This window comes from Gracilibacillus alcaliphilus, assembly GCF_016909015.1.
GTDB lineage: Bacteria > Bacillota > Bacilli > Bacillales > Amphibacillaceae > Gracilibacillus > Gracilibacillus alcaliphilus.
In genome coordinates this window covers 51,146-66,682 of sequence record NZ_JAFBFA010000006.1, presented here as the reverse complement: position 1 = coordinate 66,682, position 15,537 = coordinate 51,146, and the positions used below count along the sequence as shown (strand labels likewise).

Here is a 15,537-nt window from a genome sequence, read left to right as displayed (position 1 = left end):
GGGAGAGTTATTGCCTTTCTTACGATTGCAGTGTTAATATTTTGATAATGGTAGTCATCACCGCCTCTTCTTCATTAGATCCGGTCACAAAACTTGCAGCTGCCTTCGTTTCCGGCACGGCATTGCTTACAGCAAAACTGTAAGCTGCCGCTCGCATCAGTTCAATATCGTTGTAACCATCACCAAAGGCCATCGTTTCGTCAGCAGTAACATCCAAAAGCTCTTGCAGTTTCTGAACGGTTGTACCTTTATGAACGTTGACATTTGCGATATCAATCCATGCCGCTTCCGAGGCAACAAAATAGGCACGGTCAAAGAAATCTGCTAAGTGCTCTTTCGTTACAAAACAGTTTAATAACGGATCATGTACGGTAATTTTAACAAAATCATCGGTGATTTCCTTGAAGTCACTTACAAGATGCACTTGCGCATAAGACATACGGACAATGGCTGATTCTTCTGGGGGTGTCGTTTCTTTAATAAATGCACCATTCCTTGTGCAAGCAATAATCGTTTGATCTAAACTGATCGCTTCCAATGCGGCAATGATTTCTTGTCCTGTTTGATTATTTAATAAAGATTCATACACATACTCGCCCTTATGCTTGATTCTAGTGGCACTATCCCCCAAAATCCATAGGCCGGACGCATCTTGGCCAAAAAGCTCCTCTACTCGCTCGCACTGTTTACCAGTTACCGGTGCAAAGGTAACGCCCTTATCCTGCATAACTTGCTTCACTTCTTGAAATAACTCGCGATTAAAATCCCCCTGATTATTTAAAAAAGTTCCATCCATATCTGTTAATACTAGCTTAATCATAACTCACCCTCCATTTCTCTACAATATAAATTGTACATCAACATGGAGACATTCCCCTATTGCCAATGCATAAATTCGCCGTGTCATTTTTGTTGGACTTTTTGAACATCCCCTACTAATCTATTGTTTTTATCACTCTAGCTGGATTACCGCCAACCAGAACATTATTGGGAACATCATTAGTTACCACCGCACCCGAACCTATCACCACGTTATCACCAATTGTTACACCCGGGTTAATAATTACTCCTCCGCCAATCCATACCTTATCACCAATTTTGATAGGTTTGCCGTATTCTTTGCCTGAAGCCCGTTCCATTGCATCAAGCGGATGTGTAGCAGTTAGGATTTTCACCCCCGGTCCAATCAGACAGTCATCTCCAATCCGTACTTCACATACGTCCAACACCGTAAAATCAAAATTGGCAAAAAAGTTTTCACCTACATACGTATTATAGCCGTAATCAAAGCGGATATTGGGCTCTATGTAAATATTTTCACCGGTTGATCCAACTATCTCTTTTAATAACTCTACCCGGTATTTCAATTGATGCTCCTCTGTTGCATTATACGTACGAACAAGCTGTCTTACTCGATGACGATCCTCTGTCAAAACCGCGTCGGTTGCATCATAAAGTTCTCCTGCTAACATTTTCTCTTTTTCTGTTCTCATTTTCATACTCCTATTCCTGCTTTAATATTCGTTGTAAACGTTCCGATGTAAGCCACATAATGGCGATAAATCCCACGATAAATACAGGGAACAAGGCAACACTTGTGTAAGCCGCAATAAAACCAAACAGAGGTGGCATAAATGTAGTCCCTGTATAGGCTGTCGCCATTTGGTACCCCATAATCTTCTGTGAGTGAGAGGTGCCGAAACGAACCGGGGTCTCATGTAACATACAAGGAAAAATTGGTGCTAAGCCTAGTCCAATCAGCAGTAAACCAACTAAAGCAAAGCCGGACGGTAATGGCAGCAGCAATAAAACAGCACCACTCAAGGCAATCATTTGCCCCGCTCGGATTAGTTGATTATTATTTACTTTTAATGTGATAAAACCAGTAATAAATCGGCCGATCGTAATACCTGCCCAATAAAAGGAAATCCACTTGGCAGCTACAGAAGGAGAAAGCGCCTTCATATTCACTAAATAACTGCTCCCCCACAAACCTACTGTTGCCTCAGCAGCACAATAGAAAAAGAATGAAAACAAAGCCCACTTTACCCCTTTTTTATTCCTTATTGATTTGGTCTCTGTTCCTTCGTTAGCTTGTTCTTTACCTTGTTCTTGTTCCACTGGTGGATGTTGACGAGCAGCTTTCCCCCATAAAGGTAAAGAGATAAATAAAATCAATACTAAACTAAACTGGATAATGGAAATAGTGAGATAGCCATTTCTCCATGAATCATGCTCTTGCATAAAATACGCCATAACAATCGGCCCTAATGTAGCTCCGACACCCCAGAAACTGTGAAGCCAGCTCATATGGTGTGCTTTATAATGCCGGGCTACATAGTCATTGAGCCCTGTATCAATAGCTCCTGCACCCAGTCCAAGCGGGATCGCAAAAACGACTAACCAAATAAGTGATGGAGCAAAATGGAAACCAAGCAAGGCTATAGCCGTCATACCTGCGCTTACCAAGGTTACTTTTCCAGTGCCGAAGAGCTTTAAGACATGACCGCTTGCCAGACTTGAGATGATGGTCCCTGCAGCAATCACCATAAACAGATAACCTGCTGTATCTATCGGAGCCTCAAAATCCAGCTGCATAGCCGGCCAGGCGGCACCTAATAAAGAATCTGGCAGCCCCAAACTTATAAAAGCTAAATAAATAATGATTAATAATAATGTTACCAATAACTACCCCACCTCTTTTTAATAATCAGGTAAAGGCCGATCCAACAATACATCCATTCCCAAGTGATGTAACCCAAACAAATAATCTTCCCGCCATTCACCAAGTACCAGTTTTGGCAGATGCCGTTTTGCCATATATTTACTGCTGGTCTGTTGAATAAGCTGTAATGTCCTCTGATCTATCTCGTGTTGACAGAAAATTATCAAATAGGGATTAATAATAGCCGTAATAGCAGCAATCAAACGACTTAAGGCATCGATTAGCGGCATATTATCGTTATGGATTGTTCGTCCTGCCTGTTGTACTGCTTGATAAAAGTTAGCTCTATCATATTGTGGAATAAAAGCTACTTCCCCAGCGAAAAATGTTTCCCCACGATGAACGCGGCCATTGATGATAACACCTGCCCCCGGTCCATTCTGGCCAAGATACATATAAACTAGTGTTTTATCATCCTTTAATTTATGAAGATGAAAATAGCCAATGACAGCGGCATTCATATCATTTTCAACTACTGTCGGAATGGAAAAATGGGTGGCCATATGCTGGCTAATATCGAGCCCTTCAAAAGGCGGATAATCAGGAATATAAAGGATTTTTCCATTGTCTACAACACCAGGCACACCGATTGTCAAGCTCTGAATAGCTGGGTAGATGGCAAACACTTGACTAATACGGCCGACTAATACTTCAAGTCCGCCTGCTACTAGTACTGTAGGCCAGCTCCCTTGTTCTTTCACTTCTCCAGCACTATCATAAACTTTATAATATGTTTCCTCTTTCTCCAGAAACACCACCATATTAAGCATGTAGGCCGTATTGTATTGGTATTGATTTGCCCGTCTCCCTCCGCTCGATGCGGCCAGCCCTAAAGAAATGACTTCACCACATGCCACCATTTGATTTAAAAATTTGCTTACGGTTGGAAAACTAACATCTAAATATGTGGCCGCTTCCGCTTTTGTTATGGTTTCATGAGCCAGCATAAATCTGCGTATCCCTCGGATAATCATTTGCTTTCCAGACTTTTGGGACATCATTTTTTGATCCACTTTCTATATCACCACTTTTTAAATGACTTTAATAAGTTAACTTCGTTACTATACCACAGCCTGCCATTGATAACAAGTACTTGCATATAAATTGTTTTTAATGTATATTAATTCATAAATATGAATATAAATTCAAAAAATTGAGGTGCACCTATATTGAAATGGATCCTTGAATCAAAATATTGGAACGACTATGTAATAGAACTTCCGGAAACCGATTTTTCTCATCCACTTGTGCGTACAGTAACATCGGAATTATTCAGCGATATACAAACAGATGTTGAAAAAGCAGAAACAGCGTTTATCTTTGTACGTGATCAGATTTCTCATTCTTTTGATATCCAAGGCAGTCATGTCACCTGTAAGGCATCTGAGGTATTACAATTTAAAGAAGGTATTTGCTATGCTAAAACGAATCTATTAGCTGCTCTGCTGCGTTCTCAAGGTATTCCTACTGGTTTCTGCTATCAGCGGTTAGTATTGTTTGAAAAGCCTGAGGACGGTTACAGTATTCATGCCTTGAATGCTATTTATTTAGCTAGCCTGCAAAAATGGATTAGGGTCGATGCTCGTGGAAATAAACCGGGGGTAAACGCACAATTTTCCACAGAAAAAGAACAATTAGCTTTTCCTATACGTGAAGCAGATGGAGAATATGATGATCCAGTGATCTATGCCAAGCCACATCCCAAAACGACAGCCACATTAACGGCACATGATCACCCTATGGTTATGTATAAACATCATCTTCCAGATAGGCTTGACAACAAAGATTATTTTTAGTGAAAGAAGTTTGTAAAATAAAACAGCCTGTTGTTCAGGCTGTTTATTTTTGGACTTACTTCGAAAGGGATATGTCCATATAACGTGCAGAGGTTGATTGTTTGCGATAAATCATCAAAGATATGCTGATGATAATTGTTAAAATAGATACAAGCTGTGCCATGCGCAAATCACCAATAAGATATAAACTATCTGTCCGAAGCCCTTCAATAAAGAATCTTCCAATCGAGTAAGTAATGGCATACGTTAAAAACACCATTCCTTGTGTCAAATTCGCTCTGCGGAGGAACAAGAGCATAACAAAAATGAGGATATTCCAAGTTGATTGAAATAAAAATGTTGGATGATACATGACACCATCAATAATCATTTGATTCATAATAAAATCAGGTAAAAACTGATAGAAATTTGCATAGGCAGCTTCAGAAACCGGCCCTCCGTGTGCTTCTTGATTTGTAAAGTTTCCCCAGCGGCCGATAGCTTCTCCTAAGACTAAACTAGGCGCTAAGACATCAGCAAATTTCCAAAAAGATATTTTTCGTTTTCTTGTAAAAAAGATGGCTGTAATAACTCCACCAATAATCGCCCCATGAATAGCAATACCGCCTTCCCAAACGGCAAACACTTTCCAAAATGGTTCATTGGCATATTGGTCAAATTCAAAGATCACATAATAAACACGTGCAAAAATAATAGCAACTGGAACGGCATAAATAAGAAAATCCATAACGATTTCCTTGCCCAGCCCGACTCTCTTTGCTTCTTTTGTTGCTAAATAAGCTGCCAACACGGTTCCAACAGCAATAATGATACCATACCAATATATCGTCAATGGCCCGATTTCCAGAAAGACCCGATTAATCGGAGCGCCTGTCCCCATTATCAATATATTAACCTCCCTTCTTAAGTCAAAATCATAATTCTATCTTTCATTAGTAAGTATTTGATCGTACTATGCAATTCCCATCTAAAAAGAAAAACTAAAGTAGTCACTACACATAATCATCACTTTCCTTTTACCTAACGATTCCCCTTTTGGAAAATATAGCAATTATTTATCCGCCTTTTCTATCACTTGATCTAATGTTAGGTCTGTTTTTGAATCCATCCTTAGCAAAACTCGTTGATCAAAAGAGAGAGACTTTGTCACTTGATTTGGAACAATCACACAAGGAATGCCAGCTGTTATAGCCGCTAACGCACCATTGGGAGAATCTTCAAAAACAATAGCCTCATCAGGCGCGAGCTTAAAATAATCTAATACACGTTGATATAGTTCTAGATCAGGTTTTACTTGTTCTACATCATCTGATGTACATATAAAATCAAAATAATGCTTGATTTGTAACTTATTCAAGTGTTCTTCAATCCAAGCAAGTGGTGAGCTGGAAGCAAGCCCTATATGTAAGTCCAGCTCTTTCGCTCGTTCTAGATAGTTTAGAACGCCTTCCCTCGGTAACTGCCCTTTCGAATAAAACGTATATTTTTCTTCATATTGTTTTTGCAGCTCTTCCTTTTGTATATTTGGATACTTTGTTAATATATCCTCATATGGATCAAATGCTAATGCCCCGCCTATCGATTGATTCCATTTTTCCTTATGCAAAGTCAGTTCATATTTTTTGTATAAGTCTTCAAAAGCGGTGAAAATAAATAATTCTGAATCAAAGATTAATCCATCAAAATCAAAAATAATAGCTTTTATCATTCCTGTTATACCTCCATCGTATGGGATAAATTCCTACCTTTTATCTTACATTAAATACACAAATCTTTCCATTTAAGTATTTAAGAAATACACATAACCCTTCGCTATTTAGCCAATGCGGGATCCGCTCCAATAAATCAATTATAGTTAGCGTGATTAAATTTTACTATAATTATTAAAAAACCTCTTCATTCAGGATAGTTGGTCTTTCTCAAAACCACTATCCAAAAGAAGAGGTGTCTCAGTAGTTGTATATTATATTTTCATAACCCCGCCAGTATTAGCTGAAGTTACCAGTGTAGAATAACGCCCCAGCCATCCTTTTTTCACTTTTGGTTCAAAGCCTTTCCAGTTGGCTTTTCGTTTATCAAATTCTTCATCAGAAATAAGCAGATTCATTTCGCGGTTATCAAGATCAAGCTCAATCATGTCGCCATCTTCTACAAAGGCAATAGGTCCACCTTCTGCAGCTTCTGGAGAAATGTGACCGATTGAAATCCCTCTTGAGGCGCCAGAGAAACGTCCATCAGTAATTAGCCCAACCTTGGCACCAAGGCCACGTCCTACAATCTGTGAGGTTGGAGCAAGCATTTCCGGCATTCCCGGGCCGCCCTTAGGACCTTCATAACGGATGACAACAACATGCCCCTCTGTTACCTTGCCTGACTCAATACCTTCCATAGCCTCTTCTTGCGAATCAAAACAGATAGCTGGTCCTTTAAAATATCCGCCAACTTCTGGATCAATTGCACCTACTTTGACAATAGAACCATTTGGTGCTAAGTTGCCGAATAATACAGCAAGGCCGCCTCGCTCAGAATGTGGATTATCTAATGGATGAATAACATCTTCATCTAAGATTTCTGCATCCTGGACATTTTCTCGGATCGTTTTGGCTGAAACACTTAAACGATCACCATCAAATGCGCCTGGTTTTTTAAGTAATTCATTAACAATGGCACTGATGCCGCCTGCACGGTGAACATCTTCAATATGATAATCGGAAGCCGGTGCAACTTTGGCTAAGTGGGGCACTCGATTGGCAATTTCATTAATGCGTTCAAGCGGGTAATCTATTTCTGCTTCATGTGCCAATGCCAATGTATGTAGCACTGTATTGGTAGAGCCGCCCATTGCCATATCTAATGCAAAGGCATTATCAATCGTTTCTCTTGTGACAATATCACGTGGTTTAATATCTTTTTTGATTAATTCCATTAGTTGTTTAGCAGAGCGTTTGACAAATTCTTTACGTTCTTCAGAAACGGCCAGAATCGTACCATTACCTGGAAGTGCCAAACCAATTCCTTCTGCCAGACAGTTCATCGAGTTAGCCGTAAACATACCAGAACATGATCCACATGTCGGACATGCATTTTGCTCTAATTCTAGTAATCTAGCTTCATCAATTTGACCAGCTTGATAGGCTCCTACTCCTTCAAACACAGAAGTAAGCGAAAGTGGATTACCAGCGCTGTCGGTTCCTGCCTTCATTGGCCCACCACTAACAAAGATAGACGGAATATTAACTCGTAAAGAAGCCATTAACATACCTGGTGTAATTTTGTCACAGTTTGGAATACAAACCATGCCATCAAACCAGTGGGCATTTGCCACTGTCTCTACGGAATCGGCAATGATTTCACGACTTGGCAAAGAATATCTCATCCCGATATGTCCCATTGCAATACCGTCATCCACACCAATCGTATTCATCTCAAACGGAATCCCGCCTGCTTCACGGATTGCTTCCTTAACGATTTTACCAAACTCTTGTAAATGGACATGTCCAGGAACAATATCTATATAGGAATTAACTACTAAAATAAAAGGTTTGTCCAAATCTCTCGTTTTTACACCGGCCGCATGAAGCAGACTTCGGTGTGGTGCACGATCAACACCTTTTTTGATCATATCACTACGCATTTGTGCCACTTTCCATACCCTCTTTCTACTATAAGTTGCTACTATAAAAAAATTTTGAACTTTCTCTATTTTAACACTATTAAAATAATATGCATACCACAAAGCACAAATTCACCTATGAGTAGGTAATTTTTTTTGTAGATCTTTCTCCACCCTAATATTTTCAAGCCATTTCAAGCTTGATTTAAGTCACCTTATGCACATTTAAGTCACTCGAAGGTGTTTTCAAGCCACTCTAAGCCTATTTTAAATCACTCTTAAGTAAAGTGCATCTATGCAAAAAGGTTGTCCGCAATATACAGCGGACAACCTTTTTTGCATTATTTCCATTCTGCAGGCCGTGAAACAAAGCGATTATGATAAGACTGATCATGCCGGACACCTTTGCCTACATGGTATTCTCCTGCCTGGACCTCCTCATGAAATGGCAGCAAATTTGTTAAAGTTATTCCTGAACCAGGCATAACAACTGGACCATTCCATTGTTCCGATAACTGTAGCAGGCGCTTAATTGTTTCCTTTCCTGCTGTACAGGTCGGCTCCCCACCAGAAGTCAACACCCTTTCTATTAATTTTGGATACTTGGCAATCACTTGATAGGACACCTCTATATCCTTGGAAAAATCAATTGCACGGTGAAACGTAATGCGAATATCGTCAGCAATGTCTTGAATGTCCTGTAACATCACTTCATCTACTGTATTATCTTGATTTAAGGCACCAAAGACAAAACGCCGCACACCTAGCTTATACATTTCTTGAAAGCTGTTCAGAATCACCTGTGTATCTTCTTCATTATAATAGAAGCCTTTGTCATGGGGGCGAATCATAACCTGGACAGGTATAGACAGTTTTTCCTCCATGATCGATTGAACAAGCTCTAAGTCTGGGGTAAGACCATCTTGATCAATCGAGGATACTAACTCCACACGGTCATATCCTTGCTTCTCTGCTTCTATTACATCTTGCTTAGTTAGAGCAATAACCTCAATCAGCAATTAAATCCCTTCCTCCTGTTTGATTAACTCGGCGAGAAGGCGAACACCAAATCCAGCTGCACCTTTTGAATAATACCCGTTTTCCTCAAAAGGGGTTACGGTGTTCGCCATATCAATATGATACCACTTATGTTTAGGGGAAATAAAATGTTTTAAGAATTCAGCGGCAATCACTGCACCACCATAAGGGGATTTGCCTACATTCTTAAGGTCTGCCGTAGGACTTGCTAATAAAGAAGCATAGTCGTCTACTAAAGGCATCGGCCAAATTGAGTCGCCTGATTTTCTGCTGATTTCCTGGCAAGTCTCTATCGATAAAGACTGATTACAAAAAATGCCGGCTACCTTTAGTCCAAGCGCATTCCCGATAGAACCAGTAAGCGTGGCAATATCAATAATTACATCAGCACCAATAGACTGGGCATAGAGTAATCCATCCGCAAGAATCAGCCGCCCTTCTGCATCGGTGTTTCCAACCTCAACTGTAGTACCATCCTTATAAACAATCACATCAGAAGGCAGATAAGCACGACTGCCAGGAATATTCTCAGTTAAAGGCAGAATTGCTGTCACATTTACTGGTAAATCTAAATCGGCAGCCAGTTTAACAGCACCAACCACAGCTGCCGAACCACCCATATCCATTTTCATGTCAACAATATCAGAACCTGTCTTTAAACTTATACCACCTGTATCAAAAGTAACTCCTTTGCCGACTAAACCAATCGATTGGGAACCACCATTCGCCAAAGTAAGGATGGCAACTCTAGGAGAATGAGCACTTCCTTCTCCCACGCGGTTAGTTGCTGGAAAATGCTTTTGCAGCTCCTCACCGGAAAAGATTTTCACCTCGACTTTCGTTGCTCGAAACATCTGCACAAGTCGATCGGCATAATGAGAAGGAGTTAGTACTCTAGCTGGTTCATTGCATAAATCACGAGCAGTTGCTACTGCCTCAGCTACCGTTTTTCCCAGTTGATCGAGCGGCTGATAATCAGGATGATAGTTTAACTCCACCTTCATATTGGTACTGTTCTTCTTGTATTTGTTAAATTGATAACCTGCTAAATACCAGCCTTCAAAAAAAGCGCCTATCTCTTCATCTGAAGCTTGAAATTGATCTAACGGAAGATCCAGCCCAATAAATCCTTCCTTTACGGCTGCCCTTCTAATATTTGCTGCCAGATGTTTAACAGCTTCTAATTCTCGTTTTTCAGTTGCCAGTCCAACAAATAGAATCGGGCTTTCTTGATAATATCTTATTGTTATCTTGCCAAAATCGATATGCTGTTTCTTTAGAGAGGACGGCAATTCCTTGCCATCCTTATGTAAAAAATGAATTTTCGCCTGCATGGTTCTCCTCCTTACTATTGAAACGCAAGTAATACTTGCCCATCTAATTGTGTCAATTTCACTTCTGCCTCTTCTTCCTTTTGTACAAAACTACCAGATGATGATCCGAAACACTGCGCTACCTTGTTTCGATAAGCTCGAAAAACGGTGACAGTGGGCAAAACCAGTAATCGAGTTTACATACGCTTTTTCAAATATGCTTTCTTATTAACTTTATTGGCGATTAGACCAATATATTCACTAGTGTGAAAATCAAAGGTGGATTTGATGATACGATTCACTGACAGACAGTTCTTCCCTCTATAGATCGATTTTAATCTGCCCTGCTTCTTTTCCATTATCATTCAAAATCTGCTCAGGTCTAAGTTGGTATAACTTATCAATCGTCGTTTGATTGGAGTAATTCAATTTCTCCAACAGCTTTGCAACTAATAAAGGCCATAAATGTTCGGTTCCGCTCAGTACCTTTAAGGCAATACTGATTTTTTCCTGTTTTAGTGCCAGGCAGTAAACTCCTTGCGCCCCGCCTTTAGCTATAATATTAGGATCTTCCAATAACACCGTACAAATAAAATCATGGGAGGCTACTATTTCGGGATGGGCTTGCATCACCTCGCCAATGGTTGTAACCGTCTCGCGTAGTCGATTTTCTTCTATCAAAAATGGATCAGCAAATTTCAGGTAGGAGATGGCCATATTCCGTAAAGGTATGGCATGAATAGGTAAGCCACAGCCATCGGTACCGCTAACAATTTGTGCTTTATCTATTTCTGCCAGTTCGGCCAGCCGTTCTAGGATCAATTGCTGCACTGGATGAGAGATGGAAGCATAAGAATCCATAGGCAGACCGTTTTCTCTGGCATAAGCTAATAGCCCTAAATGTTTACCTGCGCAATTGTGCAATAGCCTCCTTTTTGGTTTTTGTGCTGTAACATAAGCAAGCTTTGGTTCCTCATTCAAAGGATAGCTTGGATGACAGACGAGGTAATCCTCGCTTATACCAAGTTTATCCGCCAGCCGAATCAGTGCGTCTTGATGGTAACTCTCGCCACGCTGTGAAGCGGTAAGTAAGGCAGCTTCTTCTTTTGTTAATTGATATGTTTCAATGATGGAACTAGAAAAAGCGGGTATAGCCTGAATCGGCTTCATCGCAGAACGATAATAGACAAATTGCTCGATATCACCTTTCTGATACACCACTTGTTGATGCTGATCCAAGACACAAATAATTCCCTGATGGGTATTCTCTAATTGATGATTTCTTTCTTCGATAGCAATGATTGGATAAGACATAACTAGATCACCTTCTTCTCTTTCTTTATGTTAAATCGACTTTCCGTGCAGATAAAGGTTGCTGCAAAACCTGCAACAACCTCTATCCATCTTTATCATGGTGGAAACCATGTCATTATTTAGTAATATAATCATACATCGATGTAATTTCTACATTGTGAAGGACAGCTGATTTCTGTTCCTGCGGGTCTAATGATCCCCGGAAAGGGACAAATTTCTTGATTCCTGGTATCAATGAAAAATTATTATCATCAAAATGACCAGTTTGTTCTGTATCAAGCCAAACATTTAAAGCAAAGGAGTCAGCTTCCAGTTCGATACCGCCTTCAACGATTGTACATGTAATTTGCGTATTTTCCAGTTTTATATCTTTAGGTTTGGAGAAGAGATGGTGAATCGAATCTATCTGTTCCTCTCCTTTGATCAGTTCACAGTGTAATACAGAGTTACTCCAATCTATTTGTTCAAAAGCAGACAGATCTTCTTCTGCTATCTTCGTTGACGTGTTGGCCTGAATGACAACTGGTTTATGGGTTTTATCCAATACATTACCCTGGAAATCATACAGCGTACACACCAATTCTGCTTCTTGTTCTTCTGTAACATCAGATACAGCATAGATCGCCAGCTGTTCCTCTGTTTGATCAGCAATTAATACGGTTGGTTTAAAACGATCCTTCATTACAAACTGCAATGCCTTCCATCTGCCAAAGTAATCCATACCAGACCAAGAAGCGACTGGCCAGCAATCATTCATTTGCCAATACAGTGTTCCCATACAATAAGGCATATGCTGACGGTGTCCTTCTACTGCCTGTTTTATCGCATCGGCTTGTAGAATATGACTGACATGTACAAAGGCTAGAAAATCTTTTGGCTCTTTATAGTACATTTCCATGTAGTTCTTGATCAGCCGGTTTCCTGAACCATTCTTCTGGTGATGGAGCATGACATCAGATTCCAGTTCCAGTTCTTCCTCTTTCGCATATTCCCTCAACGTTTTCTCTTCAGGGAATGATTGAAAACCGTATTCACTCATAAAACGTCCGACATTCTCCTTATACGCTTCCAATGGCTTCAATCCATGCCATACATCCCAATAGTGCATATCCCCTTTGGTTACCGTATGGTTCGTAGCATGACGCGAACCTGTATGAGATAGATTCTGGATTGGTGAACTTGGCCAATAGGAAGTAACTGGATTGTACTGTTCAATCACTTCTGGCAGCAGCTGATGAAATAACTTCTCATAGTCTTCCCACAACTGTTTGCGCTGATCGGCATTATAAAGCTGCTTCCAGCCCCAGCCTGCTTCTTCGATATATTCAGCCCAAGCTGAATCAATCTCATTATTTCCGCACCATAATGCTAGTGAGGCATAGTTGCGTAATCGCTTCACTTGATCAATCGCCTCTTGCTTCACATTAGCCAGGAATGCCTCATCTCCAGGATACATACTGCAGGCAAACATAAAATCCTGCCAAACGAGAATACCATATTGATCACAATACTCATAGAATGCATCATATTCATAGATACCGCCGCCCCAGATACGAAGCATGTTCATATTGGAGTCCACTGCAGTCAGTATCTCATGTAAATAGCGCTCTTTCGTTACACTTGTCTGAAAGCTGTCATTTGGAATATGGTTGGCCCCTTTGGCGAATACCGGCACACCATTTAATTCAAAATAAAAACTTTCCCCATATGAATCTGGTTCTCTTACAAAACGAAGCGAGCGTAAACCGGTAGTCAGTTGATAATCGCTTAAAAGCTGCTGTTCAGCAGAAAGTATCTCAAAAGTAAACTGATACAAGTGTGCTTCACCTAAGCCATTGGTCCACCATAACTTAGGCGCCTCTTTCGTGAACGGTACTTCAACTATTTGTTTCCCAGTTTCTACACTTACGGTCTGTTGGTGTTCCCAGCCATATTGATCACTGATGTTAATGATAACCTCTTGCGGATTGGTTGTTTCTACCTCCAGTTTGGCCATTACGGTTGCCTGTTTAGCAGTCACCTCTTGCTGTTCAAGATACACATCTTGAAGCTTCAGTTCAGACCAAGCCTCTATATATACTTCTTTCCAAATCCCGGACGTGACAAATCGAGGCCCCCAATCCCAACCATAATGGTAAGGTGCCTTACGAGCAAAAATACTGAGCTTCTTCTCACCGACTCCGCCATCTTCGGAATGATCATTATCCGCTGGATAATTGAAACCGATTTGATCTGGTTTATCGATATCATGCTGAATAGGTGAGTGAAAATAGACATGAAGTGTATTCTCACCAAGTTGAAGCTGATCCTTGATATCTATCTTCCAAATCCGGAACATGTTATTTGCTTTCAGGATGGTCGTACCATTTAACTGAACATCCGCATACGTATCGAGCCCCTCAAAGGTAAGCTCGATACGGTCCTCTTGAAGCGTCTTGTCTGAAACATCAAATGTCGTCTGATACTCCCAGTCTTTCTTATCAATCCATTGTACATCTAACTCTTTTTTTCCTACAAACGGATCTTCTATGATGCCGTGATCTAATAAATCTGTGTGTACACAGCCTGGAACCGTTGCCTTCTTCCATTCGTCCGCAGCTGCTTCTTTAAATTGCCAATCGGTTAATTGTCGTTTTTCCTGCTTACTCATTCTCTCCACCACCTAGCTGTCAAAATGTACTTCTTTTTGTTCTAAACTGGATTGGTATACTCCAGTAAGGATTTTCATCATTTCTACACCGTCTTCTACAGGAGCAATCGTTGAGGCTTCTCCTTTCACACATGCCACAAAATGATCTACTTCTTTTTGGAAGCCTTGAACGAAATCAAAAGACAAGTGATCAATCTGTGGTGTGCTGTTTAAGATAATATTATTCTTTTCAGTAAAAATTTCTAATGCTGGTTCAATGACAGCGCCACCTTTGTCTCCATGTAAGCTGACATTGATTTCTTCTTTCTTGGCATGTAAGGCAAAGCTGACGTCAACCATGATAGAGGCACCATTGTCAAAACGGATTATTGCATTTGCCAAATCTTCCACATCGTTTTTATCTGCATCATAGTCTGCAGCTTTATAGAAAGACTTAAATTCTACATTGGAGCGATTACCCAGTTTCTGATAGGTATTGCCGCTGACCGATTTTACTTTAGGTTTGCCCATTAGATACCAGCAAAGATCGATGACATGGACGCCAAGATCAATTAAAGGTCCACCGCCAGAACGTTCTTTATCGGCAAACCAGCCGCCTGGGTTTCCGATTACACGAATACAAGAGGCTTTTGCATAATAAATATCGCCCAAATCGCCATTGTCAATAAATTTCTTTAACACTTGTGTGTTAGTACCGAAACGTCGAACATAGCCAACTTGCAAGAACTGGTTAGGATTAGCTCTGACTGCTTGCTGAACAGCCTCTGCCTCTTCCACTGTCTTACATAATGGTTTTTCAGACAATACGCTTTTGCCGCTATTTAAGGCAGCAATGGCAATTTCAGCATGGGTATTGTTCCACGTACAGATACTTACTGCATCGATATCAGGGTTAGCTAACAATTCATGATAATTCGTATATGTCTGGGTGATACCCAGTTCTTTTGCCTGCTTCTCCAAACGTTCTTGGTTCATATCACATAAAGCTACAAGGTCTGCCTCTGTTGACTTTTGATAGGATTGGATATGCATTTCTGAAATAGAGCCTAATCCAATTACACCTACTTTAATTCTACTCATATTCATTA

Annotated in this window: 13 protein-coding genes; 1 reads left to right on the top strand and 12 read right to left on the bottom strand. The window is 40.4% G+C overall.

Translation table 11 applies throughout. The features are described 5' to 3' along the window. Positions 1 to 19: 19 nt before the first annotated feature. The 4 genes from JOD18_RS06590 to JOD18_RS06575 form a co-directional block, all read right to left on the bottom strand. Positions 20 to 820 (bottom strand): HAD-IIB family hydrolase, encoded by an 801-nt coding sequence (locus JOD18_RS06590; RefSeq protein WP_204668155.1) that lies wholly within the window; start codon positions 818 to 820, stop codon positions 20 to 22. 115 nt (positions 821 to 935) lie between these two features. Beyond that, entirely contained in the window at positions 936 to 1,493 is a 558-nt protein-coding gene (locus JOD18_RS06585) for a sugar O-acetyltransferase (RefSeq protein ID WP_204668154.1), read from the bottom strand. A gap of 10 nt (positions 1,494 to 1,503) precedes the next feature. Then, positions 1,504 to 2,685: an MFS transporter gene (locus tag JOD18_RS06580; RefSeq protein ID WP_204668153.1), complete on the bottom strand. Its 1,182-nt coding sequence runs from the start codon at positions 2,683 to 2,685 to the stop codon at positions 1,504 to 1,506. A gap of 18 nt (positions 2,686 to 2,703) precedes the next feature. Beyond that, on the bottom strand, positions 2,704 to 3,726 hold the full coding sequence (locus JOD18_RS06575; RefSeq protein ID WP_204668152.1) for an ROK family protein: 1,023 nt from the start codon (positions 3,724 to 3,726) through the stop codon (positions 2,704 to 2,706). A 168-nt stretch (positions 3,727 to 3,894) separates the two neighbouring features. Between JOD18_RS06575 and JOD18_RS06570 the strand changes: the two genes are divergently transcribed. After that, positions 3,895 to 4,521, top strand: coding sequence for a transglutaminase-like domain-containing protein (locus JOD18_RS06570; RefSeq protein ID WP_204668151.1), 627 nt, complete (start codon positions 3,895 to 3,897; stop codon positions 4,519 to 4,521). Positions 4,522 to 4,576: 55 nt separating this feature from the next. Here the strand turns inward: JOD18_RS06570 and lgt are convergent, their stop codons facing one another. From lgt to JOD18_RS06530, 8 genes are all read right to left on the bottom strand, one after another. Next, complete coding sequence (lgt, locus tag JOD18_RS06565) at positions 4,577 to 5,401, bottom strand: prolipoprotein diacylglyceryl transferase (protein WP_239587978.1); 825 nt, start codon at positions 5,399 to 5,401, stop codon at positions 4,577 to 4,579. Between the two features lie 171 nt (positions 5,402 to 5,572). Further along, positions 5,573 to 6,229, bottom strand: coding sequence for an HAD family hydrolase (locus JOD18_RS06560; RefSeq protein ID WP_204668149.1), 657 nt, complete (start codon positions 6,227 to 6,229; stop codon positions 5,573 to 5,575). A 255-nt stretch (positions 6,230 to 6,484) separates the two neighbouring features. Continuing rightward, entirely contained in the window at positions 6,485 to 8,155 is a 1,671-nt protein-coding gene (ilvD, locus tag JOD18_RS06555) for a dihydroxy-acid dehydratase (RefSeq protein WP_204668272.1), read from the bottom strand. Between the two features lie 320 nt (positions 8,156 to 8,475). Then, the gene (locus JOD18_RS06550; protein WP_204668148.1) at positions 8,476 to 9,153 is read right to left on the bottom strand and encodes a copper homeostasis protein CutC; all 678 of its coding nucleotides are present in this window, start codon (positions 9,151 to 9,153) and stop codon (positions 8,476 to 8,478) included. Continuing rightward, a complete protein-coding gene (locus JOD18_RS06545; RefSeq protein ID WP_204668147.1) occupies positions 9,154 to 10,506 on the bottom strand; it encodes a leucyl aminopeptidase family protein in 1,353 nt (450 codons plus the stop codon). It abuts the gene before it with no gap. 300 nt (positions 10,507 to 10,806) lie between these two features. Then, on the bottom strand, positions 10,807 to 11,799 hold the full coding sequence (locus JOD18_RS06540) for an asparaginase (protein WP_204668146.1): 993 nt from the start codon (positions 11,797 to 11,799) through the stop codon (positions 10,807 to 10,809). A 115-nt stretch (positions 11,800 to 11,914) separates the two neighbouring features. Continuing rightward, positions 11,915 to 14,449 carry a beta-mannosidase gene (locus tag JOD18_RS06535; protein ID WP_204668145.1) on the bottom strand — a complete coding sequence of 845 codons (2,535 nt, stop codon included), beginning with the start codon at positions 14,447 to 14,449 and terminating at the stop codon, positions 11,915 to 11,917. Positions 14,450 to 14,461: 12 nt separating this feature from the next. Next, entirely contained in the window at positions 14,462 to 15,529 is a 1,068-nt protein-coding gene (locus tag JOD18_RS06530; RefSeq protein WP_204668144.1) for a Gfo/Idh/MocA family protein, read from the bottom strand. Positions 15,530 to 15,537: the final 8 nt, after the last annotated feature.